We start from the raw sequence: 20,869 nt of genomic DNA on the forward strand, positions 1-20,869 counted from the left end.
TCTGTGACCACTGATCTATCGGCCCGCATCTCCCCGGAAATTCCCGGGGCTTCGGCGAGCACGACGACGGCGGGCAGGGGCAAGCGCCCCCGCCCGCCTTTCGGCGTTTCCGCAATATCCCTCCTGGCCGTGCTGATCGCACTGTTTTCGCTCATCCCGCTGGGGTACGTCGCTTACATGACGGCCGCGACGGGGTGGGACACCGCCGTCGCGCTCATCTTCCGGCCGCGCGTTGGCGAGCTGCTCCTCAACACCGTCATGCTGGTGGTCTTTACGGTGCCCATATGCCTGGTGTTGGGAGTCGGTGGCGCGTGGCTCGTGGAGCGGACCAGACTTCGGGGACATCGCTGGTGGGCCGTGGCCCTGGCAGCCCCACTGGCCATCCCGGCGTTCGTCAACAGCTATGCGTGGGTGACCGCAGTCCCCTCGCTGGAGGGCATCTGGTCCGGCGTACTCATCGCAACGCTGTCCTATTTCCCCCTTGTCTACATTCCCGCGGCGGCGACGCTTGGGCGCCTCGACCCCGCGATTGAGCAGTCCGCAGCCTCCCTTGGCTTGGGACCGTGGGCCATCTTCTTCCGGGTTGTCCTGCCTCAACTACGGATCGCCATGACTGGTGGCGCGCTCCTGGTGTCGCTGCACCTGCTGGCCGAATACGGCGCGTTCGCGATGATCCGCTTCGACACGTTCACCACCGCGATCATGACCCAGTTCCAATCCACGTTCAACGGCACCGCCGGGAACATGTTGGCGAGCGTCCTGGTGTTCTTCTGCCTCATCCTGCTCCTGGCCGAAGTCAGGAGCCGCGGTAACGCACGCTACGCCCGCATCGGTTCCGGCGCCCAGGCCAAGCCAACCAGGCTTCCTCTGCACCACTACCAGATTCCGTCACAGCTCGCCCTGCTTGCCCTCACCGTTTTGGCCTTCGGATTGCCGATCTTTTTTGTCCTGCGCTGGGTGCTGGCCGGTGGCGCCCGCGTCTGGTCAGCCGACGAATTCCTTCCGGCACTGCTCCAGACCCTCGCTTACGGCACCGCGGGCGCCGCGGCGACAATCGTCGTCGGCTTCCCCATGGCCTATCTGGCCGTGCGGCACCCGAGCTGGTTCAGCAAGATGCTGGAACTCTCCAATTACGTCACCAGTTCCCTGCCCGGCATCGTGGTGGGCCTCGCCTTTGTGACCGTGAGCATCCGCATGGTTCCGGGCGTGTACCAGACGTCCGGGGTCCTGATTGCTGCCTATGTGCTGCTGTTCCTGCCGCGGGCCCTGGTCAACATCCGTTCCGGACTGGCCCAGGCCCCCAAGGAACTCGACGAGGCTGCGCAATCGCTCGGCAAGGCCCCGCTGGTGTCCTTCTTGAAAGTGACGCTGCGCCTTACAGCTCCGGCCGCCGCCGGCGGGGCTGCGCTGGTGTTCCTCGCCATCGTCAACGAACTGACGGCAACACTGCTGCTATCCCCCAACGGCACGCACACCCTGGCCACCGAGTTTTGGAGCAAGAGCAGCGAGATCGATTATTCGGGCGCGGCACCCTACGCCTTGCTCATGATCCTGTTGTCTGCCCCCATGACGTACTTGCTTTTCCAACAGTCCAAGAAAGTAGCCGGACAGTGACCGAACAATCCCCCTCAAGGCTTCCGTCACCCCGCATAGCGGCTTCGGTGGCTCCCACCACCAACACACATCTGGACATCGCCGAGGTCACCAAGAACTTCGGCTCGCAGGCCGTGCTGAAGGGCGTGAACCTCTCCGTGGCCAAGGGTGGAACCACCGCCATCGTCGGGCCTTCCGGTTCCGGCAAGACCACCCTGTTGCGCTTGATCGCCGGCTTTGAACACCCGGACACCGGTTCGATCAGCCTGAGCGGAAACAAGGTAGCCGGGAACGGGATCTGGGTACCCGCCCACAAGCGGCATGTTGGCTATGTTGCCCAGGACGGCGCGCTCTTCCCGCACCTTACGGTGGGGCAAAACATCGCGTTCGGGCTGGACAAGTCAGCGCTCGACGGCGGCCGGCGCGCCGTGAAGACGCGCGTCCAGGAGTTGCTCGACATGGTTTCCCTCGATGCAGACATGGCAAAGAGGCGGCCCCACCAACTCTCGGGAGGCCAGCAGCAACGGGTGGCACTCGCCCGGGCCCTGGCCCGCGAACCGCAACTCATGCTGCTCGACGAACCGTTCTCCGCGCTCGACGCAGGCCTCCGCGTGGCCACCCGGCGCGCCGTAGCGAAGGTCCTGAACGAAGCCGGGGTCACCACCATTTTGGTGACGCACGATCAAGCCGAGGCCCTGTCCTTCGCGGATCAAGTGGCGATCATGCGCGGCGGCAAGCTGGCGCAGATCGGCAACCCGTTCGTTGTGTACACGCGCCCCGCAGACCGGGCAACGGCCGAATTCCTCGGCGATGCCGTCATCCTGGACGCGTGGATGGAAGGCTCCCTGGCCACGTGTTCCTTGGGAGGCATACCCGTACGCCGTCCCCCGGCACAGGGCCTCGTACAGTTGATGCTCCGCCCGGAACAGATCCGGATTGCGCCCGATGGTCCCATCCGCGGCGTCGTGGTTGATACCGACTACTTCGGCCCGGAGACCACGGTGCGCATCAAGCTCGCTCCGCGCGTTGCGGCGGCCGGCGCATCCTTGGTCTACCCGGGAGGTGGCGAAATCATCACCATCCGGCACTGGAACGCTTCCATCACCAAGCCCGGCACGGAACTGTGCCTCCGCGTGGTGGGCGAAGGCGTGGCGTTCCCTGTGGAGGATTTGGCTGGCACCTGATGCCGGCCCGCCTGTTGCCTCATTGAAGAGCCTCCGGGATGCCTAGTGGTTCCAGGCGCGGTTGACGGGTTTGAGGGGTGCTGGTTTCTTGGCTAAGGCCAGTGTTTCCAGCTGCCCGGTGAGCGCCAGGATCTGGCGTGAGAGGGCTCCGGGCTTGATGCGTTTGAAGGCGGCGTTCATCTGGATGACCGGGCGTTTGTGCATCCGTTCATGCCGGATCGCGCGTTGGTGGGGTGTGGCGGGGGCGTCGTGTTTCTTGGTGACTTTCGCGCCGTGCCGCTGCTTGGAGAGTAGCTTCTGCTGGGGCAGCAGGTAGTTGGTGAAGACACGGTCCAGCTCCCAGATCTCGTTGAGTTTGGCCAGTTCCGCGGCGGTGTCGTAGCGCAGGTAGCCGACCAGTTCCCGGACCCTGGCCCAGTTCTTCTGCTCCACGTGGGCTCCGTCGTTTTTGTTGCCGGGCCGGGAGCGGGTGAAGGTGATCTCGTGCGCGTGGCAGTAGGCCAGCAGGTAGTCGTTGATGAACTCGGACCCGTTGTCTGAGTCGATCCCCAGGATCGGGAACGGGAACCGGCCCAGCGCGTACTGCAGGGCTGCGAACACCCATTTCTGGGCCTTGTTCGGAACCGACCGGTTTACCGTCCATCCCGTCGCGATATCCGTCACGGTCAAGGTGAAGCAGAACTGTCCGGACGCCACACCGCCTTCATGCCCGACCAGGTCGATTTCAACGAACCCAGGCACGGCATCGTCCCACTCCGCCCAGGTCCTCACCGGGATCTGGGATTTCAACAGCGATCCGGGCTTGGTATGGGACCGTCCCCGGGGGAAAAGTTTCGCCCGTTCGCCGGCGAGTTTCCGGTCGATGGTCGCTGCGCTCATCCGCATCAGCAGTCCGGCCTGTTCATCGGTCAGCTCCAGCTCCCGGTCCCGGCGCAGCAGCGGCACCAGGACAGCCAGCATCGGGGCCAGCAGCCTGCCGGCAGGGGCGCGCAGCACGGCCCAGCACTTGATGAGGGCCGGCAGCAGATCAGGCCCGTACACCGGGGTCCTGCCCGGGCGTGGTCTGACGATCTTCAACACCAGGGCGTCCCGCAACGCCGCCCGGGCGTAGTCGCGGTGCCACCCGGTCAGCTCGACCAGTTCGTCCAGAATCCGGGACTTCCCGGCACGATCAGCACCCTTATAGGCGAGGGCCTTCTTCTTCGTCACAGCTTGCCGCTGGGCCATCGTTAGCTCCATGAAAACGGGCATAGCCCCCAACCGCCGCCACACCTGCGAACCACGCCGCTACGCGGAGGTTTTCAAATGAGGCAACGTATCCGGCTACGCGAGGTTTTCAATGAGTCAACGCGGCCCGTTGCACACTGCGTCGCGGGCGTGCTAGCGTTGCGGCGATCGTGATCTATCAGCAGGAGGTGAGTCCCATGAACGCAGTATCCGCAATGGGTGCTCCCCTGCAGTCCACGATCGCGCGACTGACTTAGTCGCCACCGGGAGCGCCAAACAGGCAATTCGCGAAAGGCGACTCCCATGAGCACAACACCTTCTTCATCTTTACACTCCCGCGAGCGAGCGTTGGTCCTCGGCGGCGGCGGATCGACAGGCAATGCCTGGCTGATCGGCGTCATCTCCGGCCTCTTCGAAGCCGGGCTGGACGTGACCGACACCGATGTGACCGTCGGCACGTCGGCCGGATCGACGGCCGCAGCCCAGATTGCTGGCGCAACCCCGACTGAACTGCTTGCTGCCATCCTTGACGCTGTTCCACAGCAACGGTCCGCTCCAGTCGGGTCCGGACCGGGACGCGCACCGGCCAGGCCAGTAGTGAACCACCTGGAGCGGATCAACAAGATCATCGCCGATGCCCAGGACGTGGCTGACATGCGCCGGCGACTGGGCGCGGCAGCGCTCGAGATGGATGCGGCGTCGGATGGCTCCTGGTCAACACAATGGCGCACCACCGTCGCCGCGCGGCTACCCAGCCAGCACTGGCCGGAACGGACGGTGCTCATCACGGCGGTCGATGCCCGTTCCGGTGAACCCGTCGCGTTCGACCGCGACTGCGGAGTCGGCCTGGCGGACGCCGTGGCCGCCAGCTGTTCCAGTGGTATGCCTTACAGGATCGGAGACAACCGATACATCGACGGCGGTTACCGATCCAACGCCGAGAATGCCGATCTGGCAGCCGGATACGAGCGGGTCCTGGTGCTCTCGCCCTTCGGCGGCAGGTCATTGCAACCGCTGGATTGGGGCACGCATCTCGAAACGCAGGTCGACGAACTCCGCGCACACGGCAGCAGAGTCGAAACGATCTTCCCGGACAGCAACTCCGAGCACATGTTCGGCGCCAATGCCATGGATCTGTCGCTGCGTCCACCCGCGGCCCAGGCGGGTTACGAGCAAGGCATAGCCCTTGCCGGGCAGCTCGCCGAGTTCTGGAGCTGAGTGGATCGAACCCTACTGACGCTGTAGGCGTGACGACAACCGTTCATGCCTAGGAGGCCGACCGAGGCGGTCAACCGCCGCCTCGGTCACCTTCGCAGCTCAGTCCCCGGCTACATCCTCGATCATAAGAATCGCATTAATGTCAAGATTTTTTGATCCTATTGAGTGATGGATACCTGAAATTGAGTGGTCAAAAGTCATAAATTTAGTGGCGAAAAACAATTCCCTCGACCTGTTTCATAAAACTCTTGCCTCATTGCCTCATATGCATAATTTGATCGTGAAGCACCTGCCTCTCTCTGAAAGGTGATCCATGTCAAACAGATCTAAGCTAGGTTCAATCGGAAGTCTTCTACTTGTCGCGCTTGTCGCCAGTGGGGTCGTGGATCAAGGAAGCGTGTTTTGACTCCTAAAGATACTCGCGACATTCCTATTTCCCTGCTTCTATTTGCGCTGGTAGCGGTTCTGCTATTCATAAAGGCCGCCGGGAGTATGCAACTATGGTGGGCAATACTTGTGGGTATCGCCCTTGTTGGAACCGGCATCGGAGCGTTCGCTGATTTCCAGCGTCGCAAGAACTAGCTTTCAAGGTTTCAGATTAGAACGCCCGGGGTTGCTGACTCCGGGACAGGCATAGCCTTATGGCATGACCGCAAGCTACAGATACGACGTGGAGATCCTGCATCTTCTCGTGTCATCCGGCCACGCCTACTTCGGTCGTGCACGCGATGGTGCCGCCGAGGTGCCCACCACGGATGCCGAGCAGGTCGACGTCGTAAGCGGCAACGGCATCGTCGGTGACCGGTTCTTCGGCAAGGCCGCGCACATGGATGCCGCAGTCACCTTGATAGCCATCGAGTCTCTCGAAGCGATGGCTGCTGAGTTGGGCGTCGCACCCTTTGACCCGCTCCTCACGCGCCGCAACGTAGTCCTGAGAGGAGCCCACCTGGCTCCCCTGTTGGGCGGGGAGTTCGCATTGGAATCCGGCGGCGGCCTTGTACGGTTCCGGGGCGGACGGCCTGCCCACCCCTGCGCTTGGATGGACCAAGTCCTGGCTCCGGGCGCGCACGCCGCCATGCGAGGCCGGGGCGGCGTGCGCTGCCAACCGCTTTCGGATGGCATTCTGCATCGTGGCCCAGCTGTGCTAATTAGCCCCGTACCGCTTGACCCCGACAAGGCCGGCCAGGCCACGCTGCTCCGGGCTTCACGGCTTCCGTAGGTCAATTCCTACGGGGTTCCGCGTCGGATGTGGCGATCGAGGAGCTGGCCTGATCGGCCGAAGAGCCCTGCCGACGACTCGCCACCAGGAACGGCACTGCGATCAGCTCGATGACGCCGCTGATCGCCAATGAGGTGGAATAGCCGTACACATCCGCCGCCCGGCCGAGCAGCGGCTGCACCACCACTCCGCCGCTCGAGGCCATGAGCGAGTCGAAGCTAAGCACTGTTGCCCGCTGCTTCGAGGGGATCATGTCGTTCACGTAGGCCTGCCGTACCGGTGTGGCCGCCGAGTCGACCATGGCCCAGAACGTCAACAAGGCAAGGGCCACCCAGAAAACACCCGTGAACCCGAGCACCACTAGAATCGATGCGCTCACCACTCCACTCAGAATCAACACCGAAGTGCGTTTGCGAACGAGGCGCCGGATACGCGGTGCAAGCCACCCGCCCAACACCTGCGCTCCGGCCACGATGGCCGCCGCCAGCCCGGCCACGGAGTACGCGCGCCGGTCACCGAAGAGCTGAAGCAGGTACGGCTGCAGGGCATAGAACACATAGATCCCGACGCCGGCGCTGAACGGCGCTGCCAGCATCACGTACCTTACGGGCGGATTTTTCAAACCGTTCTCGATCGAGGCGTCGAGTACGGCGCGGGTCGCTTTGAGGGGATGGGCAGAGCGTTCGGGGGTGAACCCGACGTCGCGCATGAGCAAGAAGGCCACGACGAACATGGCGAGGAGCACGCCCACGCGAATCAGGAACGGCACGCCCAGGTTGGTGGCCTGCGCGATCACCCCGCCAGCCACTGAGCCCGCAAGCATGGCGGCACCCGACACCATCTGTCCGCGACCGAGCACCGTCTCCAAGCCGCCCTCATATCCGGTGAAGCGCAACGCGTCGACGAGCCAGGCCTCCACCGCACCCGAGAAGAAAGTGAAGCCCAGACCGAGCAATACCGATACCACGGCCCACCACCAGAACGGGGCGGAAAGCTGCCAGAGCAGAAAGTAGAGATAGGTGGATCCGGCCAGTGTCACAGTGCCAAGAAGGAACGAAACGCGGCGTCCCCAACCATCGGCCACCACTCCAGTGGGCACTTCGAAGACGACCATCCCGGCCGTGAAGAAAGCGTTCGCCGCAAAGGCCTCGAGGTTGCTGAGTCCCGCATCCAGCAGGAAGAGGGTATTGATCCCCCAAATGAACGAAGCCGCAAGGGTATTGCCAAGGGTCAACGTGAGAAAGATGCTCTGAATCTTTCTGGCGGCGGGGTTCATCAAGGTGCTGTCCCCGCCAGGACGAGGGGGAACCACGAGGCCATTCTCGTCTGCTTCGGCTATCCCCGCCAGACCCGGGCGGGACTGGAACTCAGGAAGTCCTGACGATCATTCGATCGTTTCGCTGGATTGGTTGCCCCGCCTAAAAATGTCAGACCCCTCTGGAATGCTTTGGTTATGGCCGGGAACCGGGGAACACAGCTGATCGGATCAAGCGCGCCGTCCGGCGGCGCGGTTCCGGATGCTCCGGTGTTAGGTACCTGGGTGCGGGATCTGATCGATGCCGTTGCCTCGTTCCGGCCCGACGCCGCCGGCACCGAACCTGGCGACCGCGCCGAGTTGATAAACCAGTTGCGCGGCCTTGAGGATCTGAAGTCCGCGGCCGCGGCCGCGCAGGCGAGGATCACGGTCGCATTCGATGCCGCCCAGCGCAGCGCCGAGAAGGATCTGGGCGTCCCGGCCGAGGAACGGGGACGCGGCGTCGGAGCCCAGATTGCTTTGGCCAGGCGGGAATCCCCCGCCCGCGGATCCCGGCTCCACGGACTCGCCAAAGCCCTCGTGGCCGAAATGCCGCACACCCTCGCCGCCCTGGGCACCGGGCAGCTGAACGAGTGGAGGGCGACCCTGCTCGTGAAGGAAACGGCCTGCCTGAGTGCCGAGGACCGGTGCGCCGTGGATGAGGAACTGGCCGCCGACACGGGAGTCTTCGACGGCGCCGGCGACCGGGCGATCATCGCCGCGGCCCGGACCGCGGCCTACCGGCGGGACCCGCGCTCCGTCACCCAGCGTGCCAGCCACGCGGCGGCCGAACGGCACGTCAGCCTCCGCCCGGCCCCGGACACGATGACCTACCTGACCGCCCTGCTGCCGGTCGCCCAAGGGGTGGCCGTGCACGCGGCCCTGTCCCGGCACGCCGACACCCTCCGCGCCGGAGGGGAGACCCGGTCCCGGGGGCAGATCATGGCAGACGCCCTGGTCGAACGCATCACCGGCACCCCCGCCGGGATCAGCGGGGTGGAGGTCCAGCTCGTCATGACCGACCGGACCCTCTTCCAGGGCGATGCCGAACCGGCACGCCTGCCCGGCTACGGCATCGTCCCCGCGGCCTGGGCCAGGACACTGCTCACCGGCGACCCTGAGGGCGGTCAAGAACTCAAAGTCTGGCTCCGGCGCCTCTTTACCGCCCCCGGAACCGGGGACCTTGTCGCCGCCGATTCGAGGGCGCGGCTTTTCCCGGCAGGCATGCGGCGATTCATCCAGGCCCGCGACGACACCTGCCGCACCCCCTACTGCGACGCACCGATCCGGCACTTCGATCATGTCGTCCCGTGGCACGACGGCGGCCCCACCAGCCTCAGTAACGGGGCGGGCCTGTGCGAAGCCTGCAACCACACCAAAGAACTCACCGGCTGGAGAGCAAGAACCAGCTCCGGGACACGGCACGTCCTCGAAATCCGCACCCCCACCGGACATACCTACCGATCCACAGCCCCGCCCCTGCCCGGTACCGGGATACAAGGCACAGGCCCACCCGATACCGCCCCGCATTCCAGACGCCACCGCCGCAAGCTACGACACCACGCCAAAGCACTGAGGTACGCCCACGCCACCGAACTCCAAGCCGCCTGAGAAAGCTATGCCGAGCCTGGCGCCGTTTCATTCGGAACCGTGTCTTTCGGGGCAAGTGGCAGCGTGATCTTCATGATCGTTCCCCGCGGACCACTGCGCTCAACCTCCACGGTGCCGCGGGCCCCGGTGATGATTTCACGGACCAACGCCAAGCCGATTCCGAAGCTGCGCTGGCCCGGTGCGCCTTCGGGGCTGTGTGTCCTCACGAAGCGGTCAAAGATCCGTGTCTGGTCCACTCCCTTGATCCCTGCCCCGGAATCCGAGACGGTGACCACCGCGCGGTTGCCGAGCACCGCCGTCGTGATCCCGACGTGGCCGCCAGCGGGAGTGTGCGCCAGCGCATTGTCGGCCAGGGCAAGGAGGGCCCGGCGGAAGCCATTGCTGTCAATGAGGGCGAAGGGGCGGTCCTTTTCCGTCAGGGTGACGCGGACGTTCTTCTCCGCCGCGAGCTGTTGCAAGCTCTCGACGACGGCGCCCGCCAACTTGGCGAGATCGCTCGGCTCTGCGGCGGCATCCGGAGGCGAGCCGGTGGCTGCCACAAGCAATTCGTTGACGATGCCGGTGAGGGTCGCAGTGTCATTGCGGATGCGGGCGAGTGCTTCCCCGGTCCTTGAGTCCGCGGGGGCATCGCGCTGGGCCAGTTGGACCCGTGCATCCAGGATGGCCAGGGGTGTGCGCAATTCGTGGCTGGCGTCCTGGACGAACCGTCGCTGCAATGCCAGCGCTTCCCCCAGGGGCCTGATGGCACTCCGCGCGCTGAGCCAGCCGATGGCACCGGCAAGGAGGATCCCCGCAATGCCGGCAACGATCATCGCTTTCAGGAGGTCTTTTGTGTCCAGATACGCGTAGACCGAGTCGGTTTCGCCTGGTCCAGGCAGCGTTGGATGCTGTGCCTGGTTGAAGAGGTAGATCGCGGCGGCCGCCAGCAGGCAAAGAACCAAAATCGCGCAAGCCGCACTGATCCGCACCGCGATCTTGAGGGAGGCTTTGCGGAGCGTCGCCTGGTCCGGGTTTTCAGTCATGGGGATTGTTCTCAGTCATGGGGGTCGCCGATCTGGTATCCGAGGCCATGGACCGTCCGGATCACCGTTTTGGAGATCTTACGGCGCAGGTGGTGGACGTAGGTGTCGATCACGCCCGGCTGGTCCGTGGGATGGAACAGGGTGTTGATGAGGTCTTCACGGGTAAAGACACGTTCGGGTTCGCCGGCCAAGGTTTCGAGAAGCCCGGCTTCCTTCGCCGTCAGGGTGACCACGGAACCGTACACAGAGCGCATGGAACGGGCACCGGCGTCGAGCTCCCAGTCCCCGATTCCCAGAGTCTGGGGCGGCTGGGCGTATGTCCTGGTGAGGGCTCGCAAGCGGGCGGCCAACTCCATGGCGTCGAACGGTTTGCTCATGTAGTCGTTAGCCCCCGCATCAAGGCCTCGGATCTTCTCATCGGTGGCACCGAGCGCCGTCAGGATGAGGATCGGGGTGGCGATCCCCTTGCCCCGAAGGGCCTTGATCAAGTCGATACCGTCCATGACGGGCAGCCCCCGGTCAATGACCATCGCATCCCAACTCCGGGTCAAGCCGAGGTGGAGCCCGTCGCGCCCATTGACAGCCAGGTGAACGGAGAAGTCCGGCTCCAGGAGTTCGCTGATGAGCGGCCCCAGAGCGGCGTCGTCTTCGACCAGGAGGAGGGACGGCCGCTCAGCTGTTGTCATGCTGTCTATTCTTCCCCGGCATGCCCGTTCGCGGCGCCCACCTTGGCCTCGCGCCGCTTTTTGAGGAACTCGACTCCCCACGGCAGGACGGAGATCAGGACCATGATGACGGCGATCGCATCAATGTTCTTGGCCACGAACTCATAGTGGCCCAGCCAGGAGCCCAGGAGTGTCACGGAGGTTGCCCAAATGACGGCGCCAGCGATGTTCCACAGGGTGAAGGATTTGTAGTTGTAGCGGGCGATGCCTGCGCTCAGCGGGGCAAATGTCCGCACAATGGGGACAAAGCGGGCCAAGACGATCGCGGGGCCGCCACGGCGCTTGAAGAATTCCTCGGCCGTGTCCAGGTGCGCCGTCTTCAAGACCCGGGCATCATCCTTGAACCAGCGCCGTCCGAACTTGCGCCCGAGCATGTAGCCGATCTGGTCTCCGGCGATGGCGGCGGCCGATACGACGGCGATCAACACGGGCAGTTCAAGCTGCAGTTGCTGGTGAAGCAGGCCGGTAGTGAACAGCAAAGAGTCACCGGGCAGGAAGGGAAAAAGGAGTCCGGATTCGATGAAGACGATCAGCGCCACTACGCCCAGCGCCGCGGGACCCAAGCCCTGAAGAAGGGTGGTGGGATCAAGGAATGCGGGCATGGCAGAAAGTACGTGCATGGGGTCCTCCTCAGGATCCGTGTGCTTGGGTTGCGGTTGCTTCTGACGAGGTTGCTTCTGACGCAACGCCAAACGGCAGCCGCCCGATGACTCGCGGTACGTACCGGTTCCAGAGCCCGGCCAAGACGATGACTATGGCGCTGGTGGCCAGGAATGACGCCACAACGTCGCTGGGGTAGTGGACTCCGATGTAGATCCGGGACCACGCCACCACTACGGCCAAGACGGCGCCGGCCCACGCGGTGAAGACGCCCCATCGGGTGCCCCTGACCAGGAAGTACAAGGCGAAGGCGAGCGCTACGGCGAAGGCGGTATGGCCGCTGGGAAAGCTGTTGGAACCCGTTTCCGGGGCCAGGGGGTCGAAAAGAAGCGCAGGATTGGGCCGGTGGCGGGCAACGATGAGTTTGAACACCTCGCTGGCAACCCAGCCCGAACATGCGAAGAGCACAAACATGACCGCCCGCACGAAGGACTTCCGAACCAGGAAAACGTACAAGCCGATCACCAGGACAATGCACACTCCCGCTACGGGGGCGAAGAGGAAGTTCAGTGCCATGGCCACGGTGGTCAGTGCCCCCACGTGATGGCGGCTGAGTTCCTGGTCAACGCCGAATTCGTTGGTGGTCAGGCCCGCTACCGACTGCACGCTGAAGCCAATGGCAAGGACTGCCGCGGCGAGGGCAATGCCCCACAGAAGCCAGTACCTGGGCTGCGGAAGCAACGGCACACTGTGACGGACGACGGCGGAACTGCGGCCTTCCGTGGAAGTGTTCTGCTTGGCGTGTGATCGCATGAAATCTCCGGTTCGGGGGGTGACGGCCGTTGCGCGGCCTGCTTCCACTCTCGCGCGCGGCATTTAAGAAGCTCTTAAGAACTCCTGCTCAGCGCCCTTCTCCCCTTGACCCGTAAGTGACTGAGCCCCAGAGTTAGGAACCTACTGTCCGCCAAAACGAAGGATCCGGGATGTCCGAATTTGCGATCTCGAAAGACGGTACCCGCATCGGGTATGACCAATACGGCGAGGGCCCTGCGGTTGTCCTGGTTGGCGGTGCGATGCAATTCAGGGGCTTCGACCCCAACACCGTGGAAATGGCCAAGCTTCTGGCCGGCAAGGGGTTCACGGTCCTCAACTTCGACCGGCGCGGCCGCGGGGAAAGCGCCGAGGCTCCGTCATTCAGCTTGAAGGACAATATCGACGATCTCGCCACGCTCATCGACATCGCAGGAGGCAAAGCTGCGCTCTTCGGGAGCTCTTCCGGTGGCTCGATTTCCCTGGCAGCGGCGGCAGCAGGCCTACCCGTCACGAAACTGGCGCTCTGGGAGACTCCCCTGAGCGATGAACTCGGCACCGGCGGGGCCGAATTCTTCGCCGGGCTCCAGGAACGGATCGCATCCGGCGACAAGGCCAGCACCATCGAGTACTACATGAAGGACATGCCGCCGGAGTGGCTGGCCGGCGCCAAGAACAGTCCGGGATGGCCCATCATGCTCGGAATGGGCCCGAGCCTTTCCGCCGACGCCGAATCCCTCGCGTGGACCCAATCCGCGCCACGCGCCCAGCTGTGGTCCGGCATCACTCAGCCCACCCTTGCGATCGTCGGCGAGCAAACCATCCCGATCATGCCGAAAGCGGCCGACTCCATCGTGGCCAACATCCCGAGTGCCCGCAAAACCACCATTCCGGGCGCCAACCACGGCTGGGAACCCGGAGTCATGGCTGACGCACTCGCTGAGTTCCTGGCCGGTTAGTACGGCGCTGGCTTAGACGATGGACCTGGCCGCGATCGCCGTCGAGCTCTACACGCTGGTTCCCTCGGCGTTCACGGCGGCCCGCACTGCGCGGGCCAAGGAAGCCAAGTCCGCGGGGGACGCCGAACTGGCGAAACAGATCGCCCAGTTGCCCAAGCCTTCGACGGCGGCGTGGGCCGTCAACATGCTCGTCCGGCACGGCACCAAGGAATTCGCGGGCGTCCTGGAACTCGGGGCGTCGCTCGGGAGGGCCCAGGAGCAGCAGGATCACGACCGCCTCCGCACGCTCGGCCAGCAGCGCCCGCGCGTCCTGGGCGCCGCCGTCGAACAGGCCCGGGCAGTGGCGGAAGGCCTTGGTGTCAAGGTCAGTGGCGCCGCCGCGATGGAGATCGAGGCCACGCTGAGGGCCGCGATGACGGATCCCGGAGCTGCCGCGGAGCTCCGCAGCGGGCAGTTGGTGCGTTCGCTCGCCACGAACGGATTGGAACCCGTGGACCTCTCGGGCGCGGTGGCGATTGCCGGCGCACTTCCCGCGGCGGGTACCACCCAAGAAGAGCCCGACGACGGCGGGCGGGCAGACTCCCAGCGCGGCCGCGCTGACTCGGAGCGTGAACGCGAGAAGGCACAAACTGCGCTCGTGGAGGCTGAGCGCAATGCGGACAAGGCCGACTTGGAACTCGCCCGGGCTGAGCGCGAAAAGTCCGAGGCCGTGCGCCGGAGCGAGCAACTCGCCGTCGAAGTCAAAGCTGCCAAAGACAAGCTGGCTGCGTTGCAGCAGGAGCTTGCAGCGACGGAGTGGGCGATCACCCTGGCCGAGCGGAACCGCAAACTGGCAGTGCGGCTAGCCGCCCGGGAACGCAGGACCGCGGAAACCGCGCGGGCCCGCTTGGAGGGATTGTCCTAGAACGGAGCGTGGCCTCAACGTCCGATATACCGGACATTCCGGCGCGTATTCTAGGACAATGTATAGTCAATCCGTGCGGCCCAAGGCACCGGCTGCGGCCCAGGTGCTGGCGGTTCTTAGATACGTCGCAGGCCAGGCCGGCCCGGTCAGCGCGTCCATCATTGCGCGCGATGTTGGCTTGCCCCGGTCAACCACGTATCAGCTCATTACCTCGCTGATCGATGACGGCTTTTTGGTTCACCTTCCCGAGGAGCGCAAGTATGCCTTGGGAGTGACCGCTCATGAGTTGGGGACAGGGTATTCGCGGCAAGCTCCGATCCAGCGGATTGCCCGGTTCCCTCTTTCCCGGCTCGTCGCCCGGACCCGCCGGACTGCCCATCTTGCCGTGATGCACGGGCGCGACGTCGTCTACGTGATCGAGGAGCGGGCTCCGCGGCAAAGCCCCCTTGTCACCGACACCGGGGTCCGGCTTCCGGCCCACCTGACGGCCAGCGGCAGGGCGATGATGGCCCAGATGGACCCGGCCCAGGTGGCTGCGCTTTTCCCGGGACCGGAGGCCTTCGCGGAGCGCCACAGCAACGGCCCGCAATCTTTGCCCGCGTTGCAGGATCTCTTGGCGCGGGCACGGTCGCTTGGATACGCCTGGGAGCAGGACGAGGTCACGGAGGGGTTTTCCTCTGTGGCCGTCGCCGTCCTCGACCGCCAACGCTATCCGGTGGCCAGCGTGACGTTGACGGTGTCGAACCGGGCGTTTCCAGGTCGATCCACCCGGCACCGGGCCAAAGACGCCGAGACCGCCGAGGAACGGGCGGTCCGCATTGAAGACGTCGCGCGGGAGTGGATTCCGGAAGTGACCAGATGCGCCAGGGAGATTTCCCGCAGGCTCGGCACCCAAGCCTAAACTGCTGCGGTGTTCGGCACTGAGCCGGCCAGCGGAGCTACCGCCTCCGAGCCGGGTTCCGTCGGGTAAACCATCTCGGCCGGAGCGTTGGAGTTCCTCTTCGCCAGCGGGTAGAACACGACTGCCGTGACCACGAGGCCTACGAGCCAGGAGATATCCGCCCCGCCCAGAAGGTCGGTCATCGGGCCGGTATAGAGGGTCTGCGCCAGGAACGGGATCTGGACGACGATGCCGATCGCGTAGCTGAACAGCGCGGTCTTGTTCCAACGCCCGTAGCGCCCGTTCAGGTCGTAGAGGGCCGGAATGTCTACCTTTTCCTTGGAAACCAGGTAGTAGTCCACCAGGTTAATGGAGCTCCAGGGGATGAATACCATCAGCAGGAGAAGGACGAAGTTCTTGAAGTTGGCGACGAAGTCGGGGGAAGCAAGGACTGCAATGAGTACCGAGAGTCCGATGAAGCCGATCACATACGCGAACCGGGTCCATGAAGCTACCGCTGACTTGCGGGTGAACGCTGTGACCGACGTAAGCATGGTCATGTAGCCGCCATAGGCGTTCAGCGTGTTGACCGTCAGTTTTCCGGTCACGATGACCAGGTAAATGACCACCGCGATCAGTCCGCCGCCACTCAAATTCCCGAGGAAAGCGACTTGGCCGTCCAGGAACCGTGCGCCCTTGGGCAATGCGAGGGCAGCGAAAAGCGCGCCCAGGGTCATGGACCACTGGGAACCAATCACTGTGCCGAGGTACGCCGACATGAAGGTCTTGCGTGTTGGGGTGTTGGAAGGCAGGTACCGGGAGTAGTCGGCCACATACGGACCGTACGTCAGCTGCCACCCCGCGCCAAGCGAAATGGCGAGCAGGAAGGTGGGGAACTCGAAACCGCCGCCTCCCAAGAGTGCTCCGACGTCCTGGCTGGTCAACAACCTGATACCCAGGTAAGTGAAGCCGAGGATACCCACGACGGTCGCAATGCGGCCCAACATGTGGATGTACTTGTAGCCCAGGGTCGCCACGATGATGGTCAACACCCCGAAGACGATCATGCCCACGGCCGGAGTGCCCGTGTGAAGGATGAGGCTGATTGCCTGTCCGGAGAGGACGGTACCGGTTGCAGCGAAACCGACGTACATCACGACCACGAGTACCAAGGGAATCACCGCCCCGAAGATTCCGAACTGCGCCCGGCTGGAAATCATCTGCGGCAAGCCGAGCTTCGGCCCTTGGGCCGCGTGGAGCGCCATGACTGCGCCGCCCAAGAGGTTTCCGACCAGGAGGCCGATGATCGCCCACAGCGCATCCGCGCCGAACAGTACTGCCAAGGCGCCGTCGACAATGGCAGTAATCTGCATGTTCGCCCCGAACCAGAGCGTGAACTGCTGGCCAGGCGAACCATGGCGTTCATTTTCCGGGACAAAGTCGATGGAACGACGCTCAACGCGCGGCCCACCCGTTCGCGCTTTTCCTGTGGCCTGCATGCCTGATCCTCACTTTGACAACCGAAGTCCGATGTCCCCAACTGAGAATCAATCAGAGCACGCAAGGTGACAGTGATCACGGAAAGGTGCCCATCTTTCGTCCGATATCCCGGACGATAAGGCCAGAGTTGTGATTTATCCCGTTTGGCGGTCGCCGCGGCCGGCCAGGCCCATGAACATCGTCTTGTGCAACACGTCCACGTGCCGCCGCGATACCTCCACCGCGCCGCGATCGTCGCCGACCCGAAGGGCGTTCACTAGCGCAACGTGGTCCCGATTGGACTCATGGAGAAATTCGATCGGATACGGGATGAAGTATGCGTAGAGCTCCGCCAATGCCTCGTTGTAGGCCTCGACCGCAGCTCCCAAGCCCGAGCACACCGCGACAAGCCGATGAAACATCTCGTCGGCCTGGTGATACTCCGACCAATTGGTCGATCCGGCCATTTCATGGGTAAGCCGCTCGAGCTCATCAAGTTGTGCCGCCGTGGCATTGACTGCAGCGAAGTGGGTGACCGCGCATTCGAACAGCAGCCGACGGTCCACCAGCCGGTTCACCGCAAGGGATTCTGCGGGCGACGCAGCGAGCTGCTTTAGCACGTTCTGCGGTGGCTCGTCCGCGACAAAGGTGCCGCCCCCGCGTCCGCGCCGCCGGACAACGACGCCCTGATCAGCAAGGCTTGCCAAGGCCCTGCGAGCGGTGATCGGGCTAACCGATAGGCCCAGCGCGACGTCTTGCTGGTCGGGCAGCTTCTCCCCCGGCTGAAGCAGCCCCAAGGATATGGCCATGCCGATCCGCAGCCGCACGGCGTCGATTGCGCTCCTGCGGTCGATTCCGAGCAAAGGGGCAGCATCGATGGGTGAGTCGCCGGTGGCGTCCTCGAGCTGACGGGTCATATCCGCTACTTTACGGGGCAAAATCCACCTTCCTTTTATTTGATCATTATGATCTAATATGAGGCGAGTCACAACGACAACGTGGAGAAACCATTGCAACGCATCCTTCCCCTCATCGCCGCCCAAGCGTCACCCCGGCTGATCGGCGAGCCGATCGAGGCTTTCGCCGCCGAGGTCGCCGCCGCCGTCGCGATCCAACCGCATAGCAAGCTTGTGGTCTTCCCCGAGCTGCACTTGTTCGGGGATTCCAACCCGGACCTGCAGCGCACGGAAGTGCTGCAGGACTCAGCCGAGCCGCTGGACGGCCCCCGCGTCAACGAGCTGCGGCAGCTCGCAGCGGATTTGGGTATCTGGCTGGTCCCGGGCAGCGTCTGCGAACGAGGCCCCGAGGGGCAATTGTTCAATACCCAGTTGGTCCTTTCCCCGGAAGGCGAGCTTGCCGGCTACTACCGAAAGGTCTTTCCTTGGCGCCCCTTTGAGCCCTACGATCCTGGCGATCGATTCACGACCGTTGACCTGGAGGGGATCGGCAGGGTGGGCCTGAACATTTGCTACGACGCATGGTTTCCCGAGGTAACCCGCCAACTGGCGTGGATGGGCGCCGAGGTCATCCTTAATGTCGTCAAGACCACGACGCCGGACCGCAAGCAAGAACTCGTCCTTGCCAAGGCAAATGCGATTGTGAACCAGGTCTTCATGGTCAGCGTCAATTGCGCTGGCCCTACAGGCAAAGGCCTCAGCCTGATCGTCGACCCCGAGGGGAACACCATAGCGGAGGCCGACGACGACGCCCCCACCCTTCTCGCCCCGGAACTGGACCTCTCCGCCGTCGAGCATGTCCGCACGCACGGGACTGAGAACCTCAACCGTCCCTGGTCCCAATTCCGTCCCGGCGAACCGGCCATCGAGCTGCCCGTCTACCAAGGCCGCATCGACCCGACTACTTGGACCCCGCGGTCCTCCAACTCCTAAGGAACCACCGGTGACTACGCAACCGAGCCTCACGCGCGCCCTGAAACTGCCCTCGCTGGTCCTGTTCGGGCTGGCCTACCTGACCCCGCTCATCGTGCTGGCGATATTCGGCGTGATCGCCGAAGCCACCGGCGGAGCATCGCCGTCCGCCTATCTGGTGGCGATGGTCGCCATGCTCTTCACCGCGCAGAGTTACGGACGCATGGCTGTCGCCTATCCCGTGGCCGGGTCCGCGTACACCTATATCAGGCGCTCCATCGATTCCCGGATCGGATTCCTGGCCGGTTGGGCTGTCCTGCTGGACTACCTGTTCCTGCCGATGGTCATCTGGCTAATCGGGGGCTCCTACCTCACGGCGCAGTTCCCCGACATTCCCATCGGGGTCTGGATCGTCGCGTTCATCGCCATCACCACACTGCTCAACGTGGTTGGCGTCAAGGTGGCGGACAAGGCCAACTACCTGCTGATGGCTTTTCAGCTTCTGGTGATAGTCCTCTTCGTTGCCTTGTCCGTTGGAACCCTGGTCTCAACCTCCGGCGCGAGCGCCCTGGTCAGCACCGCTCCCTTCTTCAACGACACGTCGAGCTTCGACAAGATCACCGCCGGAGCCGCCATCGCCGCGTACTCGTTCCTTGGCTTCGACGCAGTGTCGACCCTCACCGAAGAGACCATCGAGCCGAAGAAGACGGTGCCGAAAGCGATCATGCTCGTCGCACTCATCGGCGGGGCGATCTTCGTCGTCGTGTCATACACGACCCAGCTCATCCACCCCGGCGGGGTGTTCGACGATTCGGCCTCGGCGGCGTCGGACATTGCCCTGAAGATCGGCGGGCAATTCTTCGGCGCGGTTTTCCTGGCCGGACTCGTGGTGTCCCAGTTTGCCTCCGGACTCGCGGCACAGGCCAGCGCCTCACGACTGCTCTACGCAATGGGCCGGGATTCAGTCCTGCCGAAGAAGGTCTTCGGGGCGTTGAACAAGTCCTTCCACACGCCGGTGTTCAACCTGGTCATCACCGGGGCGGTGGGACTCATCGCCATGTTCCTGGACGTTGCCACGTCGACGTCGTTCATCAACTTCGGCGCCTTTACGGCCTTCACGCTCGTCAACATATCGGTCATTGCCTACTACCTGCGCCAACGACGCTCGGGGCACCGGCTCAGCGTATTGTTCTACGTGGTCATGCCGGCGATCGGCGCCATCATCGACGGCTTCCTGCTCACCCAGCTGGATTCGAATGCCATCACGCTCGGGCTGATCTGGCTCTGCGTCGGCGTCGTTGTACTGGGCATTATCACCAAGGGGTTCCGGAAGGCACCGCCGGAAATGGTGATGGAGGAAAAAGAAGCCGCCCTGGTGTGACGACAGATCACGGCGTGCTGCCGGAACACTGAGAAATGAGGACTGCGTGCGCATCACCCTAGCCCAGATCGATTCCGGCACGGACGTCGACCGCAACCTCGACCTCATCGCGGATTACTGTGCCCGGGCCGCCCGCGAGGGCTCTGACCTCATCGTGTTTCCGGAGTACTCGAGCTATGAGAAAAGCCGGGTGGACCAGAGCTTCGTGGACATGGCCGAACCCCTTGACGGCCCGGTGGCTGCCAAGCTCCAGGCGACGGCGGCACGCTACGGGATCGCCGTCGTCGCGGGCCTCCTGGAAGCGTCCCGGGAACGGGACGGATCCGGGGAGCGGGACCGGGCCTTCAACACGTTGTTGGCCATCGGTCCGGACGGTTCCCGCCTTGCAGGCTACCGGAAGATCCACCTGTTTGACTGCCAAGGATTCCGCGAATCGGACTACATCAAAGCCGCGCCTGAGCCAGTGCCTGTCACTTTTTCCTGCGGCGGCATGACCTTCGGATTGATGACCTGCTACGACCTGCGCTTCCCCGAGTTGGCGCGCATCCTGGCCGATGCGGGGGCCGAGGTGCTCCTCGTCTGCTCCTCATGGGTTCCCGGCACGGCCAAGACCGAGCAATGGGCCACGTTGGCCAAGGCCCGGGCAATCGAGAACGGCGTGTACGTGGCGGCGGTCTCCCAGACTCCGCCGGTGTCCATCGGCTACAGCATGCTCATTGACCCCCTGGGAACTGTCCTGCATGGCCTCGGCACGGAGCCGGCCACCGCGACGCTGGACATTTCACCGGATGCCGTCCAGGCAGCCCGGGAGCAGTTCCCCACATGGCGGCACCACCGGATCCACTAGGAATCTCGTGACCTCTTCTAGGCCGCCCCACTCTGTGCTAAACCAAAG

19 protein-coding genes are annotated in these 20,869 nt (G+C 64.0%); 11 read left to right on the forward strand and 8 right to left on the reverse strand.

What is annotated here, in order from left to right; translation table 11 throughout:
- The first annotated feature begins 3 nt into the window (after positions 1-3).
- Together ABD742_RS18535 and ABD742_RS18540 are read left to right on the forward strand one after the other, a co-directional pair.
- Entirely contained in the window at positions 4-1,614 is a 1,611-nt protein-coding gene (locus tag ABD742_RS18535) for an ABC transporter permease (RefSeq protein WP_234751497.1), read from the forward strand.
- On the forward strand, positions 1,611-2,777 hold the full coding sequence (locus tag ABD742_RS18540; RefSeq protein WP_234751495.1) for an ABC transporter ATP-binding protein: 1,167 nt from the start codon (positions 1,611-1,613) through the stop codon (positions 2,775-2,777). Before ABD742_RS18535 ends, ABD742_RS18540 begins: the two co-directional genes overlap by 4 nt.
- Before the next feature lie 42 nt (positions 2,778-2,819).
- Here ABD742_RS18540 and ABD742_RS18545 read toward each other — a convergent pair whose 3' ends face one another.
- A complete protein-coding gene (locus ABD742_RS18545; RefSeq protein WP_344788725.1) occupies positions 2,820-4,004 on the reverse strand; it encodes a DDE-type integrase/transposase/recombinase in 1,185 nt (394 codons plus the stop codon).
- Between the two features lie 303 nt (positions 4,005-4,307).
- On the opposite strand from ABD742_RS18545, the gene ABD742_RS18550 reads away from it, so the two are divergent.
- Complete coding sequence (locus tag ABD742_RS18550) at positions 4,308-5,222, forward strand: patatin-like phospholipase family protein (RefSeq protein WP_234751492.1); 915 nt, start codon at positions 4,308-4,310, stop codon at positions 5,220-5,222.
- Between the two features lie 646 nt (positions 5,223-5,868).
- Positions 5,869-6,441: an MOSC domain-containing protein gene (locus tag ABD742_RS18555; protein ID WP_234751490.1), complete on the forward strand. Its 573-nt coding sequence runs from the start codon at positions 5,869-5,871 to the stop codon at positions 6,439-6,441.
- Between the two features lies 1 nt (position 6,442).
- Here the strand turns inward: ABD742_RS18555 and ABD742_RS18560 are convergent, their stop codons facing one another.
- Positions 6,443-7,717 (reverse strand): MFS transporter, encoded by a 1,275-nt coding sequence (locus ABD742_RS18560; RefSeq protein WP_234751604.1) that lies wholly within the window; start codon positions 7,715-7,717, stop codon positions 6,443-6,445.
- Positions 7,718-7,894: 177 nt separating this feature from the next.
- On the opposite strand from ABD742_RS18560, the gene ABD742_RS18565 reads away from it, so the two are divergent.
- Complete coding sequence (locus tag ABD742_RS18565) at positions 7,895-9,346, forward strand: HNH endonuclease (protein WP_234751488.1); 1,452 nt, start codon at positions 7,895-7,897, stop codon at positions 9,344-9,346.
- Positions 9,347-9,351: 5 nt separating this feature from the next.
- On the opposite strand, the gene ABD742_RS18570 is transcribed toward ABD742_RS18565, so the two are convergent.
- Genes ABD742_RS18570 through ABD742_RS18585 form a run of 4 tightly spaced genes read right to left on the reverse strand, consistent with a single transcriptional unit; the run spans position 9,352 to position 12,506 of the window.
- On the reverse strand, positions 9,352-10,368 hold the full coding sequence (locus ABD742_RS18570; RefSeq protein WP_234751487.1) for a sensor histidine kinase: 1,017 nt from the start codon (positions 10,366-10,368) through the stop codon (positions 9,352-9,354).
- Positions 10,369-10,379: 11 nt separating this feature from the next.
- Complete coding sequence (locus ABD742_RS18575; protein ID WP_234751486.1) at positions 10,380-11,054, reverse strand: response regulator transcription factor; 675 nt, start codon at positions 11,052-11,054, stop codon at positions 10,380-10,382.
- 5 nt (positions 11,055-11,059) lie between these two features.
- Entirely contained in the window at positions 11,060-11,713 is a 654-nt protein-coding gene (locus ABD742_RS18580; protein WP_234751485.1) for a DedA family protein, read from the reverse strand.
- Between the two features lie 10 nt (positions 11,714-11,723).
- Positions 11,724-12,506 (reverse strand): phosphatase PAP2 family protein, encoded by a 783-nt coding sequence (locus ABD742_RS18585; RefSeq protein ID WP_234751483.1) that lies wholly within the window; start codon positions 12,504-12,506, stop codon positions 11,724-11,726.
- A 170-nt stretch (positions 12,507-12,676) separates the two neighbouring features.
- Between ABD742_RS18585 and ABD742_RS18590 the strand changes: the two genes are divergently transcribed.
- From ABD742_RS18590 to ABD742_RS18600, 3 genes are read left to right on the forward strand one after another with little or no spacing between them, the layout of a single operon-like run.
- Positions 12,677-13,462, forward strand: coding sequence for an alpha/beta fold hydrolase (locus ABD742_RS18590; RefSeq protein ID WP_234751482.1), 786 nt, complete (start codon positions 12,677-12,679; stop codon positions 13,460-13,462).
- A gap of 19 nt (positions 13,463-13,481) precedes the next feature.
- Positions 13,482-14,366 (forward strand): hypothetical protein, encoded by an 885-nt coding sequence (locus ABD742_RS18595; RefSeq protein WP_234751480.1) that lies wholly within the window; start codon positions 13,482-13,484, stop codon positions 14,364-14,366.
- 58 nt (positions 14,367-14,424) lie between these two features.
- The gene (locus ABD742_RS18600; protein WP_234751479.1) at positions 14,425-15,267 is read left to right on the forward strand and encodes an IclR family transcriptional regulator; all 843 of its coding nucleotides are present in this window, start codon (positions 14,425-14,427) and stop codon (positions 15,265-15,267) included.
- Here ABD742_RS18600 and ABD742_RS18605 read toward each other — a convergent pair.
- Both ABD742_RS18605 and ABD742_RS18610 read right to left on the reverse strand, forming a co-directional pair.
- A complete protein-coding gene (locus ABD742_RS18605) occupies positions 15,264-16,745 on the reverse strand; it encodes a purine-cytosine permease family protein (RefSeq protein ID WP_234751478.1) in 1,482 nt (493 codons plus the stop codon). The genes ABD742_RS18600 and ABD742_RS18605 overlap by 4 nt on opposite strands.
- Before the next feature lie 135 nt (positions 16,746-16,880).
- On the reverse strand, positions 16,881-17,642 hold the full coding sequence (locus ABD742_RS18610; RefSeq protein ID WP_234751477.1) for a FadR/GntR family transcriptional regulator: 762 nt from the start codon (positions 17,640-17,642) through the stop codon (positions 16,881-16,883).
- Between the two features lie 93 nt (positions 17,643-17,735).
- Between ABD742_RS18610 and ABD742_RS18615 the strand changes: the two genes are divergently transcribed.
- The 3 genes from ABD742_RS18615 to ABD742_RS18625 are packed head-to-tail and all read left to right on the forward strand — an operon-like array spanning position 17,736 to position 20,821.
- Complete coding sequence (locus tag ABD742_RS18615) at positions 17,736-18,614, forward strand: carbon-nitrogen hydrolase family protein (protein WP_268819223.1); 879 nt, start codon at positions 17,736-17,738, stop codon at positions 18,612-18,614.
- Positions 18,615-18,624: 10 nt separating this feature from the next.
- Positions 18,625-19,974 carry an APC family permease gene (locus ABD742_RS18620; protein ID WP_234751475.1) on the forward strand — a complete coding sequence of 450 codons (1,350 nt, stop codon included), beginning with the start codon at positions 18,625-18,627 and terminating at the stop codon, positions 19,972-19,974.
- A gap of 46 nt (positions 19,975-20,020) precedes the next feature.
- Positions 20,021-20,821 (forward strand): carbon-nitrogen hydrolase family protein, encoded by an 801-nt coding sequence (locus ABD742_RS18625; protein WP_234751473.1) that lies wholly within the window; start codon positions 20,021-20,023, stop codon positions 20,819-20,821.
- The last annotated feature ends 48 nt before the right edge of the window (positions 20,822-20,869 follow it).

Source organism: Arthrobacter ramosus (genome assembly GCF_039535095.1).
GTDB classification, from domain to species: Bacteria; Actinomycetota; Actinomycetes; order Actinomycetales; family Micrococcaceae; genus Arthrobacter; species Arthrobacter ramosus.